This is a genomic window from Halorussus lipolyticus (genome assembly GCF_029338375.1).
GTDB lineage: Archaea > Halobacteriota > Halobacteria > Halobacteriales > Haladaptataceae > Halorussus > Halorussus lipolyticus.
In genome coordinates this window covers 1,847,281-1,865,299 of sequence record NZ_CP119804.1, presented here as the reverse complement: position 1 = coordinate 1,865,299, position 18,019 = coordinate 1,847,281, and the positions used below count along the sequence as shown (strand labels likewise).

Below are 18,019 nucleotides of genomic sequence, written 5' to 3'. Positions count from 1 at the left end.
GCCCCGACAGCGATTCGCCTGCCGACGCGCTCGCTACCTGAGATACTTGGTCTCGATTCCCGGCAGTCGCTTTCTGAGCGCGGTGTAGACCACCGACACGGCGAGACCGACGAGGGTGAGCGTCCGGACCGTGCCCGAGAACAGGACGAGTCCCGGTAGCGAGAACAGGCCCGCGAGAACCAAGTCCTCGGGCGCGCCGTCGTAGCGAACCCAACGCCGAGGACGAACCCATCGGCCCGCGGGATGGACGTACACCCCCCGGTCGTCGGTGGCCTCCCACGGTCGGAGTTCCAACCCGCCGCCGACAGCGTCGGCGACGCAGTGGACCGCGGCCGACAGCAGGAAACACGCCGCCCCGACCGTCTCAGGCGACGGTCGAAACAGGGCCGCACCCCCCACAACGAGGCCCGCCGTCGAGTAGTAGACCGGGAAGTGGAGCGTCCGGCGGTGCTGGCCCGAGAACAGGTCGAGGTCCGGGAAGACGCCGCCGACGAAGGCTGAGAGCGCCGCGATTGGCGCGAGTTCCGGCGCGAGGACCACCAGCGGCGCTGACAGCGCGACGCCCATCGCGGCATGAGTGGTGTTCATCACGGTGTCTCACTCAGTCGTCCGCGAGGGTCTCGGTCGGGGCGTCCGACTCGTCCGAGTCGGTTTCGGGGACCAGCGGCGTCCCGTCCGCCGACGGACCGAGTTCGGGGCCGAACGGCGGGTTCTCGGGGTCTATTTCTCGTTTCTGGCGGTAGTCGGTCGAACGCTCGACCGGGACCCGACCGACGGCGGTTATCATCTCGACGTACTCGGCGAAACTCCGGAACTCGCCGAACTCGCCCCCGGCGCGCTTGGTTATCTCCTCGCTCAGGATTGTGCCCATGAAGTCGTTCGCGCCGCACGAGAGCATCTTCAGACCCTGCTCGTCGCCGTACTTGACCCACGAGGACTGGATGTTTTCGACGTTATCGAGGAACAGGCGCGAGACCGCAATCATCAGTTCGTCCTCGTGGACCGTCGCGCCCGACTCTATCATCCCGCGGTCGTAGAGCGGCGTGTTCCGGTGGACGAACGAGAGTGGCACGAACTCGGTGATTGCTCCGGTTCTGTCCTGCAAGTCCCGGATGCGTTCGAGGTGCTTGACTCGGTGGGCCTCGTTCTCGACGTGGCCGTACATGATTGTCGAGGTCAGGTCGAGACCGACCGCGGCGGCGGCCTCCATCGCCTCGACCCACTCGTCGCTCCCGATTTTGCCGGGGCAGATGACCGACCGCACCTCGTCGGAGAGAATCTCGGCCGCGGTGCCCGGCACGCTGTCGAGGCCGGCGTCTTTCAAGCGACCGTAGACCTCCTCGTAGGACCAGTCGGTGCCTCGGCGAGCGTGATAGGCCTCCTCGGGGGTCATCGAGTGGAGGTGGACGCCGCCGCCGTTCATGGCCTCCATCTGCTCGACGTAGGTGCCGGGATTGGTCTCGTACTTCTCGGGGGGTTTGTAGTTCAGGTCGCCCCGGTCGCTCGTTTCGAGGAGTTCCTTGTGTTCGTCGTCCAGCACGAGACCGGGGTGGAGACCACTGACCGACGTGACCTCGTAGATGCCCATCTCGCGGGCCGACTCGACGATTTCGCGGGACTCCTCGGGCGTCTTGGTGAAGCCTGCGTGTTCCTCGTCGGCGTCCTCCTCGAAGTTCTGGGCGGTGTTCTTGAAGTTACAGAACAGACACCCGGTGTTGCACGCCGTGGTGACGTTGTTGTTCAGGTTGGCGACGAAGGTGACGCCCTCGCCGACCTCCTCGGCGCGGCGTCGGTCGGCGGCCTCCAGCACGCGCTCTTTCCGGGCGAGGTCGATGTCCTCGCTGTCGGTGCCGGTGGTCATGAGTTCGATGCCGTCGGCGACCGTGAGTCGCTCGCCGTCGCGGGCTTTCGCCAGCGCCGTCTCGAACGACTGGTCGGTCTCGGGCACGCACTCGAAGTCGAACTCTCCCCGCGGGACGTTCGTCCGGGCCGCGTCTTCCATCACCCGTGACGAGGACTTAGAGGGGTAAAAACTGACGGGTTACGGCAGTGTTGCTGGGTTGGGTTCGGGTTTGGAGTTTCCGGATGGAGGAGAACGGTTTCGACAGAAATCAGGACGGTGAACGCCTGTTGAACTCCTCGGTCGCTCGCAGTCGCTTGCCGAGTCAATACGAGAAGGTGCATACTTCGGGTGTGGAAGTGTCGGAAAGTACGCACGGGAATGGAAACGCCTTAGTCCGGCGGCGGCCACCCCTCGCACATGAGCGACAGCGACGGGGCAGGCAGTTCCGGGTCGGAGAGCGGCGAGGAGCACGCGAGTTCGACGACCGAATTCGGGTGGTTGCGATGACCAGCGTCAAGGAGTTCCGCATTGAGCGCGAACCGACCGCGACCACGCTGGGCCGAGGAGCCTTCGTCTTCACCGACGACTACTCGGTGTTCGACTGGGGCAAGATGCCCGACGAGATTCCGGACAAGGGTGCGAGTCTCTGCTCGATGGGCGCGCACAACTTCGAGTTGCTGGAAGACGAGGGCGTGCCGACCCACTACCGCGGTGTAGTGGATTCGGGGACCGGTGAAGTCGTCCCCCTCGCCGACGCCGAGGACGCGCCGACCGAGATGGCCATCGACCTGACGCAGGTGCCAGACCTGCCCCGAGAGGGTCGGAACTACGACTACGACGCTTTCCACGCCGAGGCCGCCGACAACTACCTGATTCCGCTCGAAGTCGTCTTCCGGAATAGCGTCCCCGTGGGGTCGAGTCTCCGCCGGCGGACCAATCCCGCCGACCACGGACTGGACTTCGAGGAGTGGCCCGAGGGCGCGGTCCAGTTGGAGGAACCCATCGTGGAGTTCTCGACCAAGTACGAGGAGAGCGACCGCTATCTCACCCGAAGCGAGGCCGACCGAATCGCCGGAATTGCCGACATCGAAGAACTCGAAGCGGTCGCCCGCGAGGTCAACCGCATCGTGACCGACCGGGCCGCCGAGGCCGAGTTGGTCCACGAGGACGGCAAAATCGAGTGTCTCTACTTCGACGGCGAGATTCGCGTCGGCGACGTGGTGGGCACCTTCGACGAGAACCGCTTCACCTTCCACGGCCAGCAGGTCAGCAAGGAGTTCATTCGCCAGTACCACAAGCGCACCCAACCAGAATGGGTTGAGGCCGTCGGTGCGGCCAAGCAGGAGGCCAAGGCGCAGGACGTTGCCGACTGGAAATCGCTGTGCGAGGAGTCGCCCGAACCGCTTGACGAGGGCGTCGTTGGGGCCGCGCAGGACCTCTACGCCGCCGGAACCAACGCCTACGTGGGTCGGGAACTGTTCGACGCGCCCTCGCTGGTGGACGCGGTTGACGCCGTTCGGAATCTTTGAAACTGGATTGGACGAGACTTCGGCCGCGGATTTTTCGGAGAGATTGATTTTTCACCTCGGCGCGTGCTGGCAGACCCTCGTGTTGTCGGAAGCGAAGCGGCCGACTGCTCGCCAGACGTGGTTTGTCTGCCGGTGGTCTGCCAATTCGCGCGAGGGACGACCGAACGTAGTGAGTGAGGGGGTTGGGGAGGTGTGAGGTCCGCGGTGGCGGGCGGTGCTGTGCGGTTGCGGGGACTCCTTTGCTCAAGCCTGAAGCTAGCTTCTTCTCGGCTTTCTCTGTTAGTGCGCGACTTACTCGAAAATAGTGAACGTGGTTTCGAAAGCCCTCGCGCGGTTCGCGGTCGCCCTTTCAGTCCGCCGAGGGGTGGGGATTGTGTCACCGGCCGAAATCAGTCCGTGGATACGCTGTGCGGAACAAAGATGGTCACACTGGGCTAGAGAAACAAATACAATTTCCAAAGAAATAAAAACAATGGTTTAGAAATCCTAGAACTATCTTCGACGCGAAATCGAGACCGGCGAACTGACCGAGGCCGTCCACGACGACCAGTAGAGTTCCGCGAGCAACCACACCAGCAGGGTCAGCACGATAGCGCCGAGCGCCAGCACCTCCGGGCCGCCCATCCAGACCGGCGTGACGTACATCAGGCCGTTGGCGGTCCGGCCGGGCAGGAGGCCCCGGACGACGGCCCACGCTCGGTCGAGGACCCCCGTCTCCTCGCCCGAGTTCGCGGTGTTGTCGAAGGGGTTGGCCGCGCTCCCGCCGCCGCCGGTCTTCGACTGGAGGTCCGCGCTGGCGGCGCTCGGGCCGCCGGTACTCTCGTCGCCCGTACCGAGGCGTTCGGCCTCGTAGGGGAACGCCACGTCCACGCTCCAGACGATTTCTCCCTGCGGGTTCACCTCGAAGACGCGGTTGCCGTTCGAGTCGGTGATGAGGGTGTTGCCGCCCGGCAGGCGGTCGGCGTCCCGCGGCCACTGCATCCGGGCGTCCTGCCAAATCCACGACTGCTCCCAGTCGCCGGTTCCGTTCGCGCCCTCCTCGCGCTGGTACTCTATCACGCGGTTGTTCTCCGAGTCGCCGACCAGCACCGCGGGACCGCCGTTCGACTCGTTGATGTAGTCGGGGTTGTGTTGCTCGTAGATGATGTCGTGGCGGCCGTCCTCGCCCAGCGTCCGGTTTTCGAGCAGACCGGTCTCGCGGCTTAGGAACACCACTTGGTCCTGATTCCGCATGCTGACCATGATGGTGCCGTCGTCCAGCACGGTCACGTCGTTGATGTGAGTCCAGTCCTCGGGATACGGCCCGCCGCCCTCTAGGGGGTACTCGCTCTGGGCGTCCCACGACCACTCGACCAGTCCCGTCTCGGTATCGACGACGTACACCCGGTCTTGGGCGATGTCGGCCACCACCAGCCGATTTTCGCCGATTCGGTCCACGTCGTGCCACCGCGTCGAGTGCTTTCGCGGCGTGATTCGGGCGTAGAGTTCCGTGACCTCGCCCGTCGAGAGGTTCACCTCCTCGACCACGTTTCTAGTGCAGGGCGTCGTCGCCGAACACTCCGAGGCGTTGAGGTGGTCGGCAGAGACGTACATCACGGTCCGGGACTCGCCTTTCACCGGGTCCACGTCCCAGTAGCGCGTGTGCGAATCGTTGTAGTACAGCACGCTCCCGTTGGACCGAAACGCGACCAGTTCGGCCCGCGCTCGCGGTCCGTCGCTGGCCTCGCCCATCCACGTGTTCGAGTCGGTGGCGACCACCGTGATGCCGTCGGCCCGCGGCGCGTCGAACGTCGGCCGGCCCTCGACCGACGCCGAGGACTCTGCGGAGAGGTACCCGCTTCCGACCACGAACGCCGAGGCCACGATGAGTCCGACGAACAGCACTCTAACCGCGTCCCGAGAACGCATTGGGGTGGCCTTTGCGTCCACCCGTCTTTGTTATCCGCCGGTTACGGATTCCAGCCTCACGTTACCGGTCTCACTAACCGAAAGAGATAATTAGGCTCGATGTGGCTCGAAACCGGTCGCAGGGTCGCCAGTCCTCAGTCGTCGGCCTATGGAACCACGACCGACCTGTCAATCGTCGGTCTGCGGTACCACGACCGACCTATCCGTCGGCCGGTCAGGAGTCGCCCGGTCCAACTCCGGACCCATCCCGAGTTGGTAGTCCGAGTCGTCGGTGTCCTCGCGCAGTTCGGTCCGGCCGCGGTGGACCGCCACGTCGTCCGCGAGGTGCAACCGAACCGCCTCCAGCAGGACCTCAGCTTCGAGCGGTTGGCCGCGCTCTTTCAGCACATCGACGCCCGCGCCATCCGGCACGTTGAACGCTCGCTGGGCCACGATGGGACCTTGGTCCAAGTCGGTGGTCACGTAGTGGCCCGTCACCCCCGCGATTCGGACGCCGGCCTCGACCGCCTGCCGGTAGGCCTTCGCGCCGGGGAAAGCGGGCAGGAGCGAGGGATGCACGTTGATGATGCGACCCTCGTACCGGAAGACCACGTTCGGCCCGAGAATCCGCATGTACCGGGCCAGCACCACGAGGTCGGTGTCGTACTCGGCGAGGAGTTCGAGCAGTTCGTCCTCGTCGGGGTTGCCCTCGGCGTCGCCGATGTCGTGGAAGGGGATGCCGTACTCGGTGGCGACCGGTTGGAGGTCGGAGTGGTTGCCGACGACGACCGAAAGCTCGGCGTCCAACGCGCCCGCCTCCGCGGCCTCACAGAGCCGTTCCAGACAATGGGACTCCTTGGTCACCAGCACCGCGATGCGCCGGGTCTCCCGGTCGGCCGGGAACCGGACCCGCACGTCCACCCCGAGGTCGTCGCCGAGTTCGTGAAGCTCCTCTCGCAACTCGTCGCGGGAGGCCTCCATTCCATCGGTATCGACGTGCATCGTCATCCGGAAGAGGTCGTCGCGGACCGCTTGGTCGATGTCCTCGACGTTGATTCCGCGCTCGAACAGCAACGTCGTGACGCGCGCGACGAGTCCGGTGTCGTCGTCGCCGACGACGGTGATTTCGGTCAGTTCTCGCTTCGTCATCGTACCTCCTGCACGGGGGACATGGTTGTGGGTTCTGACGGTACTCGCAGATAAAAGGAGACGTTTCGATGCAACATTCCCGCGTATATGCAAGTTCGTGAAACGAACTCGGATTCCGAAAGGGCTTTTGAGCATGAACGACCATCTCGAACCATGACTGCCTACACCGCCACGGTCACGGTCCGCCTGAAGGAGGGCGTCCTCGACCCCGAGGCAGAGACGACCAAGCAGGCACTCGAACGACTCGGCTTCGAGTTGGAGAGTCTGCGCTCGGCCGACCGGTTCGAACTCGACTTGGACGCCGAATCGGCTGGCTCGGCCGCCGAACGCGCCGACGAGATGGCCGAGCGCCTGCTGGCGAACCCGACCATCCACGACTACGAGGTCGAGATTTCGGAGCGATGACTGTCGCAATCGTCCAGTTCGGCGGCAGTAACTGCGACCGGGACGCCCGGCGCGCTCTCGGCCACCTCGACATCGACGCCGAACTCGTCTGGCACGAGGAGGGCCTGCCCGAAAATCCCTCGGGCATCATGCTCCCCGGCGGGTTCTCCTACGGCGACTACCTCCGGGCCGGCGCAATCGCGGCCAACAGCCCCATCATGGCCGAGATTCGGGAGGCCGCAGAGTCGGGCACGCCCGTCCTCGGGGTCTGCAACGGTGCCCAAATCGGCTCGGAGTCCCGCCTGACTCCCGGCGCGTTCACGACCAATGCCTCCGCCCGGTTCCAGTGCGAGCGAGTCCGCGTCCGGGTCGAGAACGCCGACACGCCGTGGACCGCCGACTACGACGAGGGCGAGGTCATCGAACTGCCCATCGCTCACGGCGAGGGCCGATTCGAGGTCACCGACGACCACCTCGCGGACCTGAACGACGAGAATCGGGTTCTGTTCCGGTACTGCGACGAGGAGGGCGCGGTCACGCCCGAAGCCAACCCCAACGGGTCGAAGGAGAACGTCGCGGGCGTCCTCGGCGAGTCCGAGAACGTCGCGGTGCTGATGCCTCATCCCGAGCGAATCACGCTTCCCGACATCGGCAGAACCGACGGGCAGGGCATCCTGCGCGGGTTCGAGGCCTGAAGTCCTCAGAACTCGGTTTTCCGGTTGTCCCCGCCCCGATTCCGACCGTAGGCGAAAAAGAGAAGCCAGACCAGCGCGACGACGACCAGCCAGCCGACTATCGCTACCAGCGACCACGCCGAAATCGGTCCCGCCGTCACCGCTATCGGGTCTGCTATTCCTGTCATCTATCTATCGAAACCGGCGTATCGCTGGCTATCCACTGGTCGTCGGTCTCGTCGCTGTTCCGAATTTCTATCCAGCCGTTCGAACAGAAGATAGTTTCGTAGTCGCCCCATCCCTCGGACATTGTGTCCGACACACCGGGTCGGCGGTCCCGGCGAACTCCCCGGTCCCCGGAACCGCCCTCGATGTGCCACCCCCGAGTCAGACACTCGCTCCTCGCGGACTTTGTTATCCGGGGCGTATCCGGCGAGTAGGGTCGGCTTAGACCGGCGAAATCCGGGTTGAAACTGTTTCGTGGTCCTCGTCTGGCGAGCGGTTCGCCACCGCGTCGGCAACGACGGGTTGGGAAACCTCGGGGCGCTGGCGGGCGCTCGGTGAATCAACCGCTGGCGAACGATCAACTGACCAAACCACTGCGAACGCTCGGCCGACCAGCCACGGAGGGTGGGATGAAGGGGCCGGCCGGTCGTGTGCAGTTTAGTCGCTCCGCGGCCCCTATCCGAGGCGGGCGGTGCTGAGAGCCGAGGATATGCCGCGGAGCGACCGCGAGCGGCCGGGGGCTTCGGAAGACACCTCCATCAGGTCGATTCTGCTACTTGCGTTTGAAGCAATATATACACACGGAAAAGAAATATGAATAATTGTAAAAAGAACAAATAATTATCTTATGCCTCGAAGCCCCGCGACAGAAGACACTTATCGAACTACGACCACCTCCCCGCTAATGCCCTCCAGACGCGACCTCCTGCGGACCTGCGGAATCGGCCTGAGCCTCGGTCTCGCGGGGTGTCTCGGCACCGATACCGAGTCGCCGAGCGGGACGACGACAGCGCAGACGACCACCTCCTCGCCGCCGACCGCCGAGGAGACCACCCCCGCCGCCGTGGCCGAGCGCGGCGTTCCCATCGTCCCCACGGTCGAATCGACCGAGACGAGGCCCTTCCGGGCGTTCTCGGTGGGCGACCGGGAGGGCGTAGCCAACCCCGAGGACAACCTGCCCCACCAAATCTGGGTCTGGAACGACACCGACCGGAAGCGCGAAATCTCGGTCGTGGTCGCTACGGGCGGCCAAACAGTGCTGGACGAGACTATCGAGTACCCCGCCCGCGCCGTCCTCGGCGTCGAACTCGCCGACCCGCGGGCCTACGACAGCACCGTCAGCACCGCCGACCGCCAGCACACCATCGAAACCCCGCGCTCGCGGTTCGACTGCAACGACTCCGTGACCGACGTGGTGGTCGGCCCCGACGAGATTTCGGAGTTCACGATTACGACCGAACTGGCCTGCGATACCGCGACTGTCTCGGAGTCGTGACTCGGCGCGAGGTCTTCACCACCGGTGGGTCGATACTCGCGGCCTCGCTCTCGGGTTCGCGTTCGCTCACACCTCACGGTCTTCGAAAAAAGAACCTCTCAGCCGTGCTTACCGCGTGAGCGGCAGGCTGAAACTCTTTTCGCGCTCCACCACGGCCTCCCACGTCGCCTCGCACTCGCAGGTTACTTCCGAGAAGACGCTCGGGTCCTGCCGGAGGTCGAAGTCCTTGATGGCCTTCTGAACCTTGTCGTCGCACTCGCCGCAGTTGTGCGGCCCGCGGTCAGAGCCGTGACCAACCGGGTCCGAGACCACGATGGCGTCGGCGTCGGCGGTGTCCTCCAGCACCTCGGCGACCGACCAGAGCCACGGCGGGCGGTAGCCGTCCCGGAAGTACAACTGGTCAACCATCGTGTACCGCTGGACGTTGGTCGGGTTCATCGAGACGGTGTGGGCGTACTCGGCGCACCGCCGGACCGACGACTTCATGTCCTCGACGGCCTCGGATTCGGAGAGGAAGGGCGGTTTCATCAGGAGGTACGCCTTGATTCCTGCGCCAGCGGCGTCGGCCTCCTCGCTCGCCTCGATGTAGTCCTCGAAGTCAAAATACTTGTTCACGCAGTCGTGGCGCACCCGGTCGGTCGCGGTTTCCAGACCGATTGCCACGTCGGTTTCGAGGCCCTGCTCGGTGAAGTCCTCGATTTTCTCCTGCTCCACGAAGTCGGGGAGGCTCTCGACCACGATGCGCTCGCGGTCCGAGAACGTCTCGGCGATGGCTTGGCGGGTTTCGGCACCGACCTCGCGCTCGTCCAAGAACGACCCGGAGGTGTAGATTTTGATGAGACCCGACTCGCCGTCGGCCTCTCCTTGCTCGATTTTCTCTCGCTCGTGGTCGAGGCACACGTCGATTTGGTCCATCAGCGCGTCGTGGGCGACCGACCCGCCCTCTACCGACTCGGCGACGTAGCCACACATCGTACACCCACCGGCCCGCGCCCACCGACACCCGCCGGTGTTGAGGATGATGGTCAGGCTCTGGTAGACGCCGCCGGGCGTGCGGTCCTCGTCTATCCAGACTCGGGTGGGTTCGTGGGGGTCGTAGGTCTTGTCCTTCTGGGCCCGGATGTCGCGCATCACCTTGTTGTGCGCGTCCATCCCCCGGCCCTGCTCGTAGACGTCCGGACTCGGTTTGCTCATTTAAGGGCGTCTAGCGACCGGGCGCGTAAATCGGCTTCGGGTTGTGGCGTGCAGATTCGTCTGGTTTCACCGGTCCGAAAACCGGTCGGTCGGACACTTCGGAGTTCGTCTCGCTCCTCGCGCGCAAAGTACTATATTTAACGTCGCAAGCGTCCGATACGGCGGACTCACGCCTCCGACTCGGGCCGTTTCTCCGAGCGCGACCGGCCCACGAATTCGATACCGAGACGCCAGCCCAGAACCGCCACGAACGCACCCACGGCGTCGGCAACCATGTCCGCGACCGAGAAGTAGCGTTGGGCCAGCGGGGCCTGCGCGAACTCCAAACCGATGCCGTAGCCGACCGTCAGCAGGGCCGCCAGCGCGGCCACGACCGTAGGACTCCGGCCGGGGGCGAGCGCGCTGGCGAGCGTCCCGGCGAGGACGGCGTAGCCCACCGCGTGAAGCCACTTGTCCATCCCGAACACGCCGAAGGGACCGAGGGTCGAGAGGCCGCCGCCGGGCGAGTCGAGAACCGAAGCGTACAGAATCCCGCCAGCGACGAACGCGACTGCCAACCAGCGGAGCCATCCCGGCGGACGAAACCTATCGTCGTTCATCGGGCGAGGGTTCGTCTCCGACCCGGTAAAAACCGGTGGTCGAGACGGCGTCCGGTTCGCTTCGGTGCGCTCGATTTCGGTGTGTAACCGGTTTCGGTTACGCTATCACGGCAACGACTAACAGGATTCCGGCCCAATATAAGGATAGAACGTTACTATGACTGACCTCGGCGGATACCAAGACCACGTTGCTCGCGTCGATTTGAGCGACGAGCGCGTAGATTACGAGGGCATCGACGACGAGGACGCTCGGAAGTACATCGGGGCGCGAGGCCTCGGCGTCAAGTACGTCTTCGACCAAGGGCCGGACGTGGACCCCCTCGGGCCGGACAACCTGCTGGCGTTCATGAACGGGCCGCTGACGGGGACCCAGACCGTGATGAGCGGCCGAATTGCGGTCGTCACCAAGTCGCCGCTCACGAACACCGTCACCGACTCCCATCACGGCGGGTGGTCGGGAGCGCGACTCAAGTGGGCCGGATTCGACGGCCTGCTGTTCGAGGGCGAGGCCGAGGAGCCAGTGTACGCTGTCGTGGAAGATGGCGAGGTCGAGTTACGTGATGCGTCCCACCTCTGGGGGTCGGGCATCCACGACACCATCGACGAGTTGGGTGACGAGGTAGACGGCAAGGTCGGCAAGAACGTCTCGGTGATGGCTATCGGACCGGGTGGCGAGAATCAGGTCCGGTACGCCTGCATCATCAACGAGGACGACCGGGCGTCGGGCCGAGGAGGGACCGGCGCGGTCATGGGGTCGAAGAACCTCAAGGCAATCGTGGTGAAGTCCTCGACCAAGATGCCCAAGCCCGCCGACCAAGAGACCTTCCAAGAGGGTCACAAGCAGGCGATGCAGGCGATTCAGGAGTCCGACGTGACCGCGCCCAACGAGGGCGGTCTGTCGATGTATGGCACCAACGTCCTGATGAACCTGACCGAGGAGATGGACGGTCTGCCGACCCGGAACGCCCGGAACACCTCGACCAGTAGCGAGGCCGAGGAGGACCCCTCGGAACCCAACATCGACGCCGAGAAGGTCTCGGGCGAGAACGTCCGGGAGAACATTCTGGTGGACGAACCCACCTGTCACTCCTGTCCCGTGGCGTGCAAGAAGGAGGTCGAGGTCAACGTCCATCACAAGGGCGAGGACCACAACATCCGGATGGAGTCCTACGAGTACGAGTCGGCGTGGGCGCTCGGCCCGAACTCGATGAGCGACGACCGGGACAAGGTGGCCATGATGATAGACCGGTGCAACGACATGGGCGTGGACACCATCGACGTGGGCAACACGATGGCGATGGCGATGGAGGCCACCGAGGAGGGCCACTTGGAGGAAGGCCTCGACTGGGGCGACGCCGACACGATGATAGAGATGATAGAGCGCATCGCTCACCGCGAGGACGAACTCGCGGACCTCTTGGCCGAGGGTGCGATGCGAGCCGCCGAGGAACTCGGTGACGCCGACATGTCCCTCGACGTGAAGGGCCAGACGATGGCGGCCTACGACCCCCGCGCGATGAAGGGGATGGCAATCGGCTACGCCACCTCGAACCGCGGTGCCTGCCACCTCCGGGGCTACACGCCCTCGGCGGAGATTCTGGGCATCCCGGAGAAGGTGGACCCGAGCGAACCCGAAGGCAAGGGCGAACTCTGCGCGACCTTCCAAGACCTCCACGCAATCAGCGACTCCTTCGACATCTGCAAGTTCAACGCCTTCGCCGAGGGCATCGAGGAGTACGTCATGCAGTTCAACGGCATGACCGGCCTCGACTTCTCGGAGGAGGAACTCATGAAGGCGGGCGAGCGCATCTACAACCTCGAACGCTACTACAACAACCTCGTCGGCTTCGACGGGAGTGACGACGACCTGCCGGTCCGGTTCGTGGAGGGCGAACCCAAGGCCATCCCCGGACAGGGTGGTTCCGAGGGCCAACTCGTGGAACTCGACCAGATGAAAGACGAGTACTACGAGGTTCGGGACTGGGAGGACGGCGTGGTCCCCGACGAGAAACTGGAAGAACTCGGCATCGACGTTGGACCGGGTACGGGCGTTAGTTCGGGTGGCGCGGCGGCCTCGGGCGACGACTGACGCTCGAAGCGCGACTTCGTTTTCCGTTTTTGGCGGGCGGTCTGACCGGACTGTGACCGTCATGATCCCGTCGTTTCCCCTGTTGAGGCAGTAGTCGATGGGAATCTCGATACCCCCGTACACGAGACCGATTGGGCCTCCACGTCGGACCGGGGAGGATAGTAAAACCAGTTGAGGAATACGAAATTATTGCTAAAATATGAGTATTTAATTCTCTTCGCGCGTTACGGCGGCGCACCGACTATCACGTCCTCCCACGCGCGTCGGCGAGTCGTCTCTTTCTCGTCGTCCGTTTCGTGCTAGACCCGACGGCGGGGTGGCCCGCCGAACTGATAATTAAGTTCATATTTAACGACGCTTGGAAGTAATATATCTTACTACTCAGATATTAATACAATATAGACTCACCGATAGAAATGTGTATATTATATTCTAGCAATGATAATTTGGGTAAGAAATCAAATGAAGAATGAAGAAAGAATTAACGAACCTAACCGTCGAACGTTCCTGAAGAAAGCCGCCCTCGCCGGGTTCGTTACGACGTTTGGCGCAGGCACCGCATACGCGAACGAGAGCGGCGGAAAGTCCGCGGAAGAACTCGCGCGCGAAGTCGAGAACGCCGACAATCCCGAGGAGGCGTTCCGGCGACTCTCCAAAGGCGACCAGAAGAAGGTCGTCCGGTATCTCACCGTCACCGACCACCGAGTCGAAGTCACCGACGGTAACGGGAACGGCCTCACGACGGAAGACGTGTCCGCGATGGCGTCCGGTTGTAAATCCGTGACTGCGAACTGGATTGGCGTAAACGGGTCCGGCGAGGAACTCTACCGATACAACCAGCTGGTTGATTGGTGCTATGACGGTTCGACCGTGAGCAACACGTACCGCCGACGCTGGGGAGACACCGACTCGGCGTTCTGGCAGTTCGTCGGCCACAAGGACAACACCGAACGCGGCGGCGACGGCAACTCGTTCTACGAGTCGTGGACGCAGGGCCACTTCCGCCTCTGTGCCGGTGGAAACATCGGTTGCGTGCAGAACACGTATCCGTGGATTGAGACGCTCGTGCGCAGTGACGGGTCGTACACGACAGACTCCAACGAAGGCAGTCAACTGTAGCGCGTCGTCACCCGCTATTTTGCTGTATCGAGGATGGGTCGTTTCGCCGCCGAAAAGAGGGACAGTGCGACACCGAGCAAGACGAGCGGAGCGAAGTAGAGTGCCCGGTACTGCCAGTCGCTTCCGAGATACAGCGCAGTCAGACCGAACGCCGCCGGAAACGCGAGAAGCAGGACCACCGCCGTCCCGACTCCGCGCTGGAACGGACTCGGCGTTCCCGTCGTTCGAGCGGCGCGATAGACGACGTACCCGACGAGTAGTGCGAGTAGCGGTAGAACGCCGAGAGCGGCCGATTCGAGCGACAATTCCATGATTTCTACATCACTTCCACCTATATCAACTTTCCGTTGGCGTGGATAGGATGCGTGCAGACGATGACCGCTGGCCGTCCTTCCGGTTCCTCGGGTCGAACCCGCTCGTTTCCTCTTTCAGTGACGACGCTCGACGAATCCGACCGCTACGGCTAACCCTGTTCCACGCGACCATCAAACATGGAGATGCGAGAAGCCACCGCAGACGACATCTCGACCATCAAATCGCTGGCCCACGAGTCGTGGACGAAGGCCTACGCCGACGCGGTGCCCGAGTCGGTCATCGAGGACGCCGTTTCGGAGTGGTACGCCGAGGAGACCATGACCAGAATCATCGGCGACGACGAGCAGGTGTGTCTCGTCGCCACGGACGACGACTCGGGCGACATCGTCGGGTTCGTCCACGGTGCGACCGACGACGAAGGGAAGGGCGATATTCTGCGCCTCTACGTCCACCCCGACCGGTGGAACGAGGGCATCGGGTCGGGCCTGCTGGACGCCATCGAGGAGGACCTTACGAACCGCGGCGCGGAGTCGATGCAGGCGATGGTGCTGGCCGACAACGAGATGGGCAACGCCTTCTACGAGGACCACGGGTTCGAGAAGACCGACGAGGCCGAGACCCAACTCGACGGGACCACCCGGACCGAGAACGTCTACGCCAAGGCCGACTGACCGGGCGAACCGGGAGTCCGTAAATCGGCGCGCGTCGGATTCGTACAGTATTGTCCGAATATGAAATTTCCCCGGACCGGCCGGCAAGTACTGCCGTTATTTATGACGGTAATATTTTCCTATTTCACATTCTTTCGGCGCATTACACAGTCGAAGGAATGATATGGCCCACCGTCGGAGATACAGTAGTTGTGTATGTCCTCTGAAAAACCGACTGGGGCCGACGACAAGCGGTTCGAAACGCTGTCCGTGACTTACGGCGAGGAGCCAGACCTCTCGAACGGAGTGGGCGACGTAACGTCGCCGATTCACCTCTCCTCGACCTACGCGGTCGATGGCATCGACATGGACACCGCGCTGGAGGACCTGAACCCCGACGACGACGAGTTTCTCTACACCCGACTCTCGAACCCGACCCGCCACGCGGTCGAGAAGCGAGTCGCGGCGCTCGAAGGCGGCGACCACGCGATGGCGTTCGCCTCGGGCACCAGCGCCATCGTCGCCACCGTGATGGCCGCGGTCGAACCCGGCGACCACGTAGTCGCCTTCGAGGACCTCTACGGCGGCACGAACACGATGCTCAAGGAGTTGTTCCGCGACAAACTCAACGTCGCGGTGGACTTCGTTGACGCCGCGGACCCCGAGAATGTCCGGGAGGCGACGACCGACGAAACCGCCTTGCTCTGGATGGAGACGCCGACCAACCCCCTGCTTCGACTCTGCGACATCGAGGAGATGGCCGAAATCGCGGACGAGTACGACGCGCTCCTCGGCGTGGACAACACCTTCATGGGACCGTACTTCCAGCGCCCGCTCGAACTCGGCGCGGACGTGGTGGTCCACAGCACCACGAAGTACATCAACGGCCACAGCGACTCGCTGGGCGGCGTGGCGGTCCTCTCGGACGACGACTACGCCCAAGAAATCGGCTTCCTCCAGCAGGTCGGGATGGGCAACGTGATGGCTCCCTTCGACGCCTACATGGTCCTTCGGGGGATGAAGACGCTTCCCCTCCGAATGCGCCAGCACGAGACGAACGCCGCCGAAGTCGCGGCCTACCTCGAAACCCACGAACTGGTCGATGCGGTCCACTACCCCGGCCTCGAATCTCACCCCCAGCACGACCTCGCCAACAGCCAGATGGACGGCCACGGCGGGGTCCTCTCCTTCGAGCTGGCGGGCGGTCTGGAAGCGGTCGAACACTTCGTCGCCGCGCTGGAGGAGTTCACCCTCGCAGTCAGCCTCGGCGGCGTCGAGAGCCTCATCGAGCATCCCGCGAGCATGACCCACTCGCCCCTCCCGGCCGAGGAGCGCGCCGAGTTGGGGATTACCGACAGTCTCCTCCGGGCCTCGGTGGGCGTCGAACACCCCAAGGACCTCATCGCGGACCTCGAACGCGGGTTCGAGGCGATGGCCGACGCGACCGAGAACGACCTCGCCGAAGCCACCCCCAACGACGACTGAGGCTCGATTCGGGACTATCCACCCTCAAATAGGGCGACAACCATCTGCTTCGCTCGGTGAAACACTCACATCTTCGGCGTCGTGGCGAACGGAGTGAGCGACGGCGCGGCGGACTCCGATTTCCATTCTATCCAATTCTCTCAATCCTACAGTTCACGTACCGATAACCACGGCCTCACGCACCTCCAGCGCGGTCTCGAACTCGGCTTCCCGATTTTCGCGCCGCCCCACGCGAAGCAGTTGCTCGGCGTGGGCGCGGGCCACCGCTTCCTCCTCTCGGCGCTCCCACCCCATATCGTCGCCCACCTCGGCCCAGAACTCGCCGGGGGCGAGGAAGATTTCCCGCACGTCGTCGGCGTGGACGCGCTCGTACTTCCGCCGGAGTTCGTCGCCTCGCGGTTCCAGTTCTCGGCGGGCCTCGGCGACCAGTTCCGGCACGCGCTCGCCGCTGACGCTGGCCTTCGCGGCGGTGAGGACCAACACCTGTCCTTCGATAGGGTTGTCGGCGGTCATCGTCTGCTGTTGGCTCTCGCTGTCGTCATCCGCCCGCTCGCATCGCCTTCTGGGAGAACTTCTCGACGAGCGTGTCGAGGGCGTCCTCGTCGCCCTCGAAGACGACCGTGACCTCGGTGAGTTCGACCGAGGGGCCGATGCTCACCTTCTCCGAGGAGATGCTCGCGCGCCATTCCTCGCCCACCACGTCGCCGTCGCCCTCCGGGTCGCCGCCCTCGATGTCGCCCCCGAGGTTCGAGAGGTAGCGCCGGGCGAGGCGCTCGGAGATGCCCCTGAAGGATTTCTCGACGCGCATCTATCGCGCTGTCCTCGCTCCGGTGCTTCCGCCAGCGACCGGCGGGAAGACGCTGAGGGTGTCGCCGTCGTCGAGTCGCGTGTCCGCGCCGTCGAGGTGAACCACGTCCTTGCCGTTCTTCATGATGGAGAGTTGGGGTCGCAGGTCGCCGTCCTCGAACACGTCGAGGTCGTACTCGTCCACGAGGTCGGTCAGGACCTCGCCGACCGTGGTCCCGTCGGGGTACTCGCGTTCGAGGGTCTTCTGGCCGACGGCCTCGCGGAAGTTGGCGAAGAAGCGCAGTTCCAGCATGTTACCGCCCCGGTCGGATGCCGTCGCTCACCAGTCGGGCGTGGCGCTCGCGGTCGATGGACTCGCCGAGGCCGTCGTGGTCGTAGAGTTGGCCCATTAGCGACCTCATCAGGTCGCGCCACGCCATCGCGTAGATGGGCGACTGGCCCCACGCCCGGAGTTCGGCCACGAAGTCGTCGTACTGCTCCCACCGGTTCTCGAAGCGTTCGAGGACATCCACGACTGCGCCCGCCGCGTCGTCGTCGCCCTCGCTCTCCTCGATGGCGCGGTTGAGGCGGTCCTCCCACCCTTCGACCGCCCGGTGCATGTCGCGGGCGGCGTCGTCGCCGTCGGCGGGGAGCGATTCGGTGATGGCGTCGGGTACCGTCAGCGAAATCTCGTCCATGCCGAGTCGTTGGACCTCGCCGGCCAAATAACCACGCCGTCCCCGACAGCGATTCCGGTCGGGTCCGACCCGACGCCAGCAGGATTTCGGGCGAATTCCGAGCCGGTATCTGAACCA

21 protein-coding genes are annotated in these 18,019 nt (G+C 64.1%); 8 read left to right on the top strand and 13 right to left on the bottom strand.

The genetic code is table 11. The features are described from left to right. Nucleotides 1-33: 33 nt before the first annotated feature. Nucleotides 34-591: a metal-dependent hydrolase gene (locus P2T57_RS09510; RefSeq protein WP_420028488.1), complete on the bottom strand. Its 558-nt coding sequence runs from the start codon at nucleotides 589-591 to the stop codon at nucleotides 34-36. 10 nt (nucleotides 592-601) lie between these two features. Next, nucleotides 602-2,002 (bottom strand): 7,8-didemethyl-8-hydroxy-5-deazariboflavin synthase subunit CofH, encoded by a 1,401-nt coding sequence (cofH, locus tag P2T57_RS09505; RefSeq protein ID WP_276298960.1) that lies wholly within the window; start codon nucleotides 2,000-2,002, stop codon nucleotides 602-604. Between the two features lie 344 nt (nucleotides 2,003-2,346). On the opposite strand from cofH, the gene P2T57_RS09500 reads away from it, so the two are divergent. Next, on the top strand, nucleotides 2,347-3,372 hold the full coding sequence (locus P2T57_RS09500; protein WP_276298959.1) for a phosphoribosylaminoimidazolesuccinocarboxamide synthase: 1,026 nt from the start codon (nucleotides 2,347-2,349) through the stop codon (nucleotides 3,370-3,372). 492 nt (nucleotides 3,373-3,864) lie between these two features. On the opposite strand, the gene P2T57_RS09495 is transcribed toward P2T57_RS09500, so the two are convergent. Next, a complete protein-coding gene (locus P2T57_RS09495; RefSeq protein WP_276298958.1) occupies nucleotides 3,865-5,280 on the bottom strand; it encodes an arylsulfotransferase family protein in 1,416 nt (471 codons plus the stop codon). A gap of 168 nt (nucleotides 5,281-5,448) precedes the next feature. Beyond that, on the bottom strand, nucleotides 5,449-6,408 hold the full coding sequence (locus P2T57_RS09490) for a formyltetrahydrofolate deformylase (protein ID WP_276298957.1): 960 nt from the start codon (nucleotides 6,406-6,408) through the stop codon (nucleotides 5,449-5,451). 153 nt (nucleotides 6,409-6,561) lie between these two features. Between P2T57_RS09490 and purS the strand changes: the two genes are divergently transcribed. Together purS and purQ are read left to right on the top strand one after the other, a co-directional pair. Continuing rightward, nucleotides 6,562-6,813, top strand: coding sequence for a phosphoribosylformylglycinamidine synthase subunit PurS (purS, locus tag P2T57_RS09485; RefSeq protein ID WP_276298956.1), 252 nt, complete (start codon nucleotides 6,562-6,564; stop codon nucleotides 6,811-6,813). Next, a complete protein-coding gene (purQ, locus tag P2T57_RS09480) occupies nucleotides 6,810-7,487 on the top strand; it encodes a phosphoribosylformylglycinamidine synthase I (protein ID WP_276298955.1) in 678 nt (225 codons plus the stop codon). The genes purS and purQ overlap by 4 nt, the downstream gene beginning before the upstream one ends. Nucleotides 7,488-7,492: 5 nt before the next feature. Here the strand turns inward: purQ and P2T57_RS09475 are convergent, their stop codons facing one another. Next, complete coding sequence (locus P2T57_RS09475) at nucleotides 7,493-7,654, bottom strand: hypothetical protein (protein WP_276298954.1); 162 nt, start codon at nucleotides 7,652-7,654, stop codon at nucleotides 7,493-7,495. Continuing rightward, nucleotides 7,651-7,788 (bottom strand): hypothetical protein, encoded by a 138-nt coding sequence (locus P2T57_RS09470; RefSeq protein ID WP_276298953.1) that lies wholly within the window; start codon nucleotides 7,786-7,788, stop codon nucleotides 7,651-7,653. Before P2T57_RS09470 ends, P2T57_RS09475 begins: the two co-directional genes overlap by 4 nt. A gap of 588 nt (nucleotides 7,789-8,376) precedes the next feature. On the opposite strand from P2T57_RS09470, the gene P2T57_RS09465 reads away from it, so the two are divergent. Then, nucleotides 8,377-8,967 carry a hypothetical protein gene (locus P2T57_RS09465; RefSeq protein ID WP_276298952.1) on the top strand — a complete coding sequence of 197 codons (591 nt, stop codon included), beginning with the start codon at nucleotides 8,377-8,379 and terminating at the stop codon, nucleotides 8,965-8,967. 108 nt (nucleotides 8,968-9,075) lie between these two features. On the opposite strand, the gene P2T57_RS09460 is transcribed toward P2T57_RS09465, so the two are convergent. Both P2T57_RS09460 and P2T57_RS09455 read right to left on the bottom strand, forming a co-directional pair. Beyond that, the gene (locus tag P2T57_RS09460) at nucleotides 9,076-10,161 is read right to left on the bottom strand and encodes an archaeosine biosynthesis radical SAM protein RaSEA (RefSeq protein WP_276298951.1); all 1,086 of its coding nucleotides are present in this window, start codon (nucleotides 10,159-10,161) and stop codon (nucleotides 9,076-9,078) included. Between the two features lie 167 nt (nucleotides 10,162-10,328). Then, nucleotides 10,329-10,760, bottom strand: coding sequence for a VanZ family protein (locus P2T57_RS09455; RefSeq protein ID WP_276298950.1), 432 nt, complete (start codon nucleotides 10,758-10,760; stop codon nucleotides 10,329-10,331). Nucleotides 10,761-10,917: 157 nt separating this feature from the next. Here P2T57_RS09455 and P2T57_RS09450 point away from each other — a divergent pair, with 157 nt between their 5' ends. Continuing rightward, nucleotides 10,918-12,849 (top strand): aldehyde ferredoxin oxidoreductase family protein, encoded by a 1,932-nt coding sequence (locus P2T57_RS09450; RefSeq protein WP_276298949.1) that lies wholly within the window; start codon nucleotides 10,918-10,920, stop codon nucleotides 12,847-12,849. A 462-nt stretch (nucleotides 12,850-13,311) separates the two neighbouring features. Continuing rightward, a complete protein-coding gene (locus tag P2T57_RS09445) occupies nucleotides 13,312-13,968 on the top strand; it encodes a hypothetical protein (protein WP_276298948.1) in 657 nt (218 codons plus the stop codon). Nucleotides 13,969-13,982: 14 nt separating this feature from the next. Here P2T57_RS09445 and P2T57_RS09440 read toward each other — a convergent pair whose 3' ends face one another. Continuing rightward, on the bottom strand, nucleotides 13,983-14,279 hold the full coding sequence (locus P2T57_RS09440; protein WP_276298947.1) for a hypothetical protein: 297 nt from the start codon (nucleotides 14,277-14,279) through the stop codon (nucleotides 13,983-13,985). 180 nt (nucleotides 14,280-14,459) lie between these two features. On the opposite strand from P2T57_RS09440, the gene P2T57_RS09435 reads away from it, so the two are divergent. Together P2T57_RS09435 and P2T57_RS09430 are read left to right on the top strand one after the other, a co-directional pair. After that, a complete protein-coding gene (locus tag P2T57_RS09435; protein WP_276298946.1) occupies nucleotides 14,460-14,954 on the top strand; it encodes a GNAT family N-acetyltransferase in 495 nt (164 codons plus the stop codon). Nucleotides 14,955-15,149: 195 nt separating this feature from the next. After that, nucleotides 15,150-16,418, top strand: a complete 1,269-nt coding sequence (locus P2T57_RS09430) for a trans-sulfuration enzyme family protein (protein ID WP_276298945.1) — start codon at nucleotides 15,150-15,152, stop codon at nucleotides 16,416-16,418. A 153-nt stretch (nucleotides 16,419-16,571) separates the two neighbouring features. On the opposite strand, the gene P2T57_RS09425 is transcribed toward P2T57_RS09430, so the two are convergent. Genes P2T57_RS09425 through P2T57_RS09410 form a run of 4 tightly spaced genes read right to left on the bottom strand, consistent with a single transcriptional unit; the run spans nucleotide 16,572 to nucleotide 17,902 of the window. Next, the gene (locus tag P2T57_RS09425; protein WP_276298944.1) at nucleotides 16,572-16,931 is read right to left on the bottom strand and encodes a DUF8048 family protein; all 360 of its coding nucleotides are present in this window, start codon (nucleotides 16,929-16,931) and stop codon (nucleotides 16,572-16,574) included. Between the two features lie 25 nt (nucleotides 16,932-16,956). Next, nucleotides 16,957-17,226 carry a MoaD-like domain-containing protein gene (locus P2T57_RS09420; protein ID WP_276298943.1) on the bottom strand — a complete coding sequence of 90 codons (270 nt, stop codon included), beginning with the start codon at nucleotides 17,224-17,226 and terminating at the stop codon, nucleotides 16,957-16,959. Next, on the bottom strand, nucleotides 17,227-17,517 hold the full coding sequence (locus P2T57_RS09415; protein WP_276298942.1) for a ubiquitin-like small modifier protein 1: 291 nt from the start codon (nucleotides 17,515-17,517) through the stop codon (nucleotides 17,227-17,229). It lies immediately after the preceding gene. 1 nt (nucleotide 17,518) lies between these two features. Then, nucleotides 17,519-17,902, bottom strand: coding sequence for a DUF7971 family protein (locus tag P2T57_RS09410; RefSeq protein ID WP_276298941.1), 384 nt, complete (start codon nucleotides 17,900-17,902; stop codon nucleotides 17,519-17,521). Nucleotides 17,903-18,019 lie beyond the last annotated feature (117 nt).

Excerpts from the sequence above, each read along its gene's own strand:
- cofH (WP_276298960.1), bottom strand. The coding sequence starts at position 2,002 with ATGGAAGACGCGGCCCGGACGAACGTCCCGCGGGGAGAGTTCGACTTC.
- P2T57_RS09500 (WP_276298959.1), top strand. The coding sequence starts at position 2,347 with ATGACCAGCGTCAAGGAGTTCCGCATTGAGCGCGAACCGACCGCGACC.
- P2T57_RS09495 (WP_276298958.1), bottom strand. The coding sequence starts at position 5,280 with ATGCGTTCTCGGGACGCGGTTAGAGTGCTGTTCGTCGGACTCATCGTG.
- P2T57_RS09490 (WP_276298957.1), bottom strand. The coding sequence starts at position 6,408 with ATGACGAAGCGAGAACTGACCGAAATCACCGTCGTCGGCGACGACGAC.
- purS (WP_276298956.1), top strand. The coding sequence starts at position 6,562 with ATGACTGCCTACACCGCCACGGTCACGGTCCGCCTGAAGGAGGGCGTC.
- purQ (WP_276298955.1), top strand. The coding sequence starts at position 6,810 with ATGACTGTCGCAATCGTCCAGTTCGGCGGCAGTAACTGCGACCGGGAC.
- P2T57_RS09475 (WP_276298954.1), bottom strand. The coding sequence starts at position 7,654 with ATGACAGGAATAGCAGACCCGATAGCGGTGACGGCGGGACCGATTTCG.
- P2T57_RS09465 (WP_276298952.1), top strand. The coding sequence starts at position 8,377 with ATGCCCTCCAGACGCGACCTCCTGCGGACCTGCGGAATCGGCCTGAGC.
- P2T57_RS09460 (WP_276298951.1), bottom strand. The coding sequence starts at position 10,161 with ATGAGCAAACCGAGTCCGGACGTCTACGAGCAGGGCCGGGGGATGGAC.
- P2T57_RS09455 (WP_276298950.1), bottom strand. The coding sequence starts at position 10,760 with ATGAACGACGATAGGTTTCGTCCGCCGGGATGGCTCCGCTGGTTGGCA.
- P2T57_RS09450 (WP_276298949.1), top strand. The coding sequence starts at position 10,918 with ATGACTGACCTCGGCGGATACCAAGACCACGTTGCTCGCGTCGATTTG.
- P2T57_RS09445 (WP_276298948.1), top strand. The coding sequence starts at position 13,312 with ATGAAGAATGAAGAAAGAATTAACGAACCTAACCGTCGAACGTTCCTG.
- P2T57_RS09440 (WP_276298947.1), bottom strand. The coding sequence starts at position 14,279 with ATGGAATTGTCGCTCGAATCGGCCGCTCTCGGCGTTCTACCGCTACTC.
- P2T57_RS09435 (WP_276298946.1), top strand. The coding sequence starts at position 14,460 with ATGGAGATGCGAGAAGCCACCGCAGACGACATCTCGACCATCAAATCG.
- P2T57_RS09430 (WP_276298945.1), top strand. The coding sequence starts at position 15,150 with ATGTCCTCTGAAAAACCGACTGGGGCCGACGACAAGCGGTTCGAAACG.
- P2T57_RS09425 (WP_276298944.1), bottom strand. The coding sequence starts at position 16,931 with ATGACCGCCGACAACCCTATCGAAGGACAGGTGTTGGTCCTCACCGCC.
- P2T57_RS09420 (WP_276298943.1), bottom strand. The coding sequence starts at position 17,226 with ATGCGCGTCGAGAAATCCTTCAGGGGCATCTCCGAGCGCCTCGCCCGG.
- P2T57_RS09415 (WP_276298942.1), bottom strand. The coding sequence starts at position 17,517 with ATGCTGGAACTGCGCTTCTTCGCCAACTTCCGCGAGGCCGTCGGCCAG.
- P2T57_RS09410 (WP_276298941.1), bottom strand. The coding sequence starts at position 17,902 with ATGGACGAGATTTCGCTGACGGTACCCGACGCCATCACCGAATCGCTC.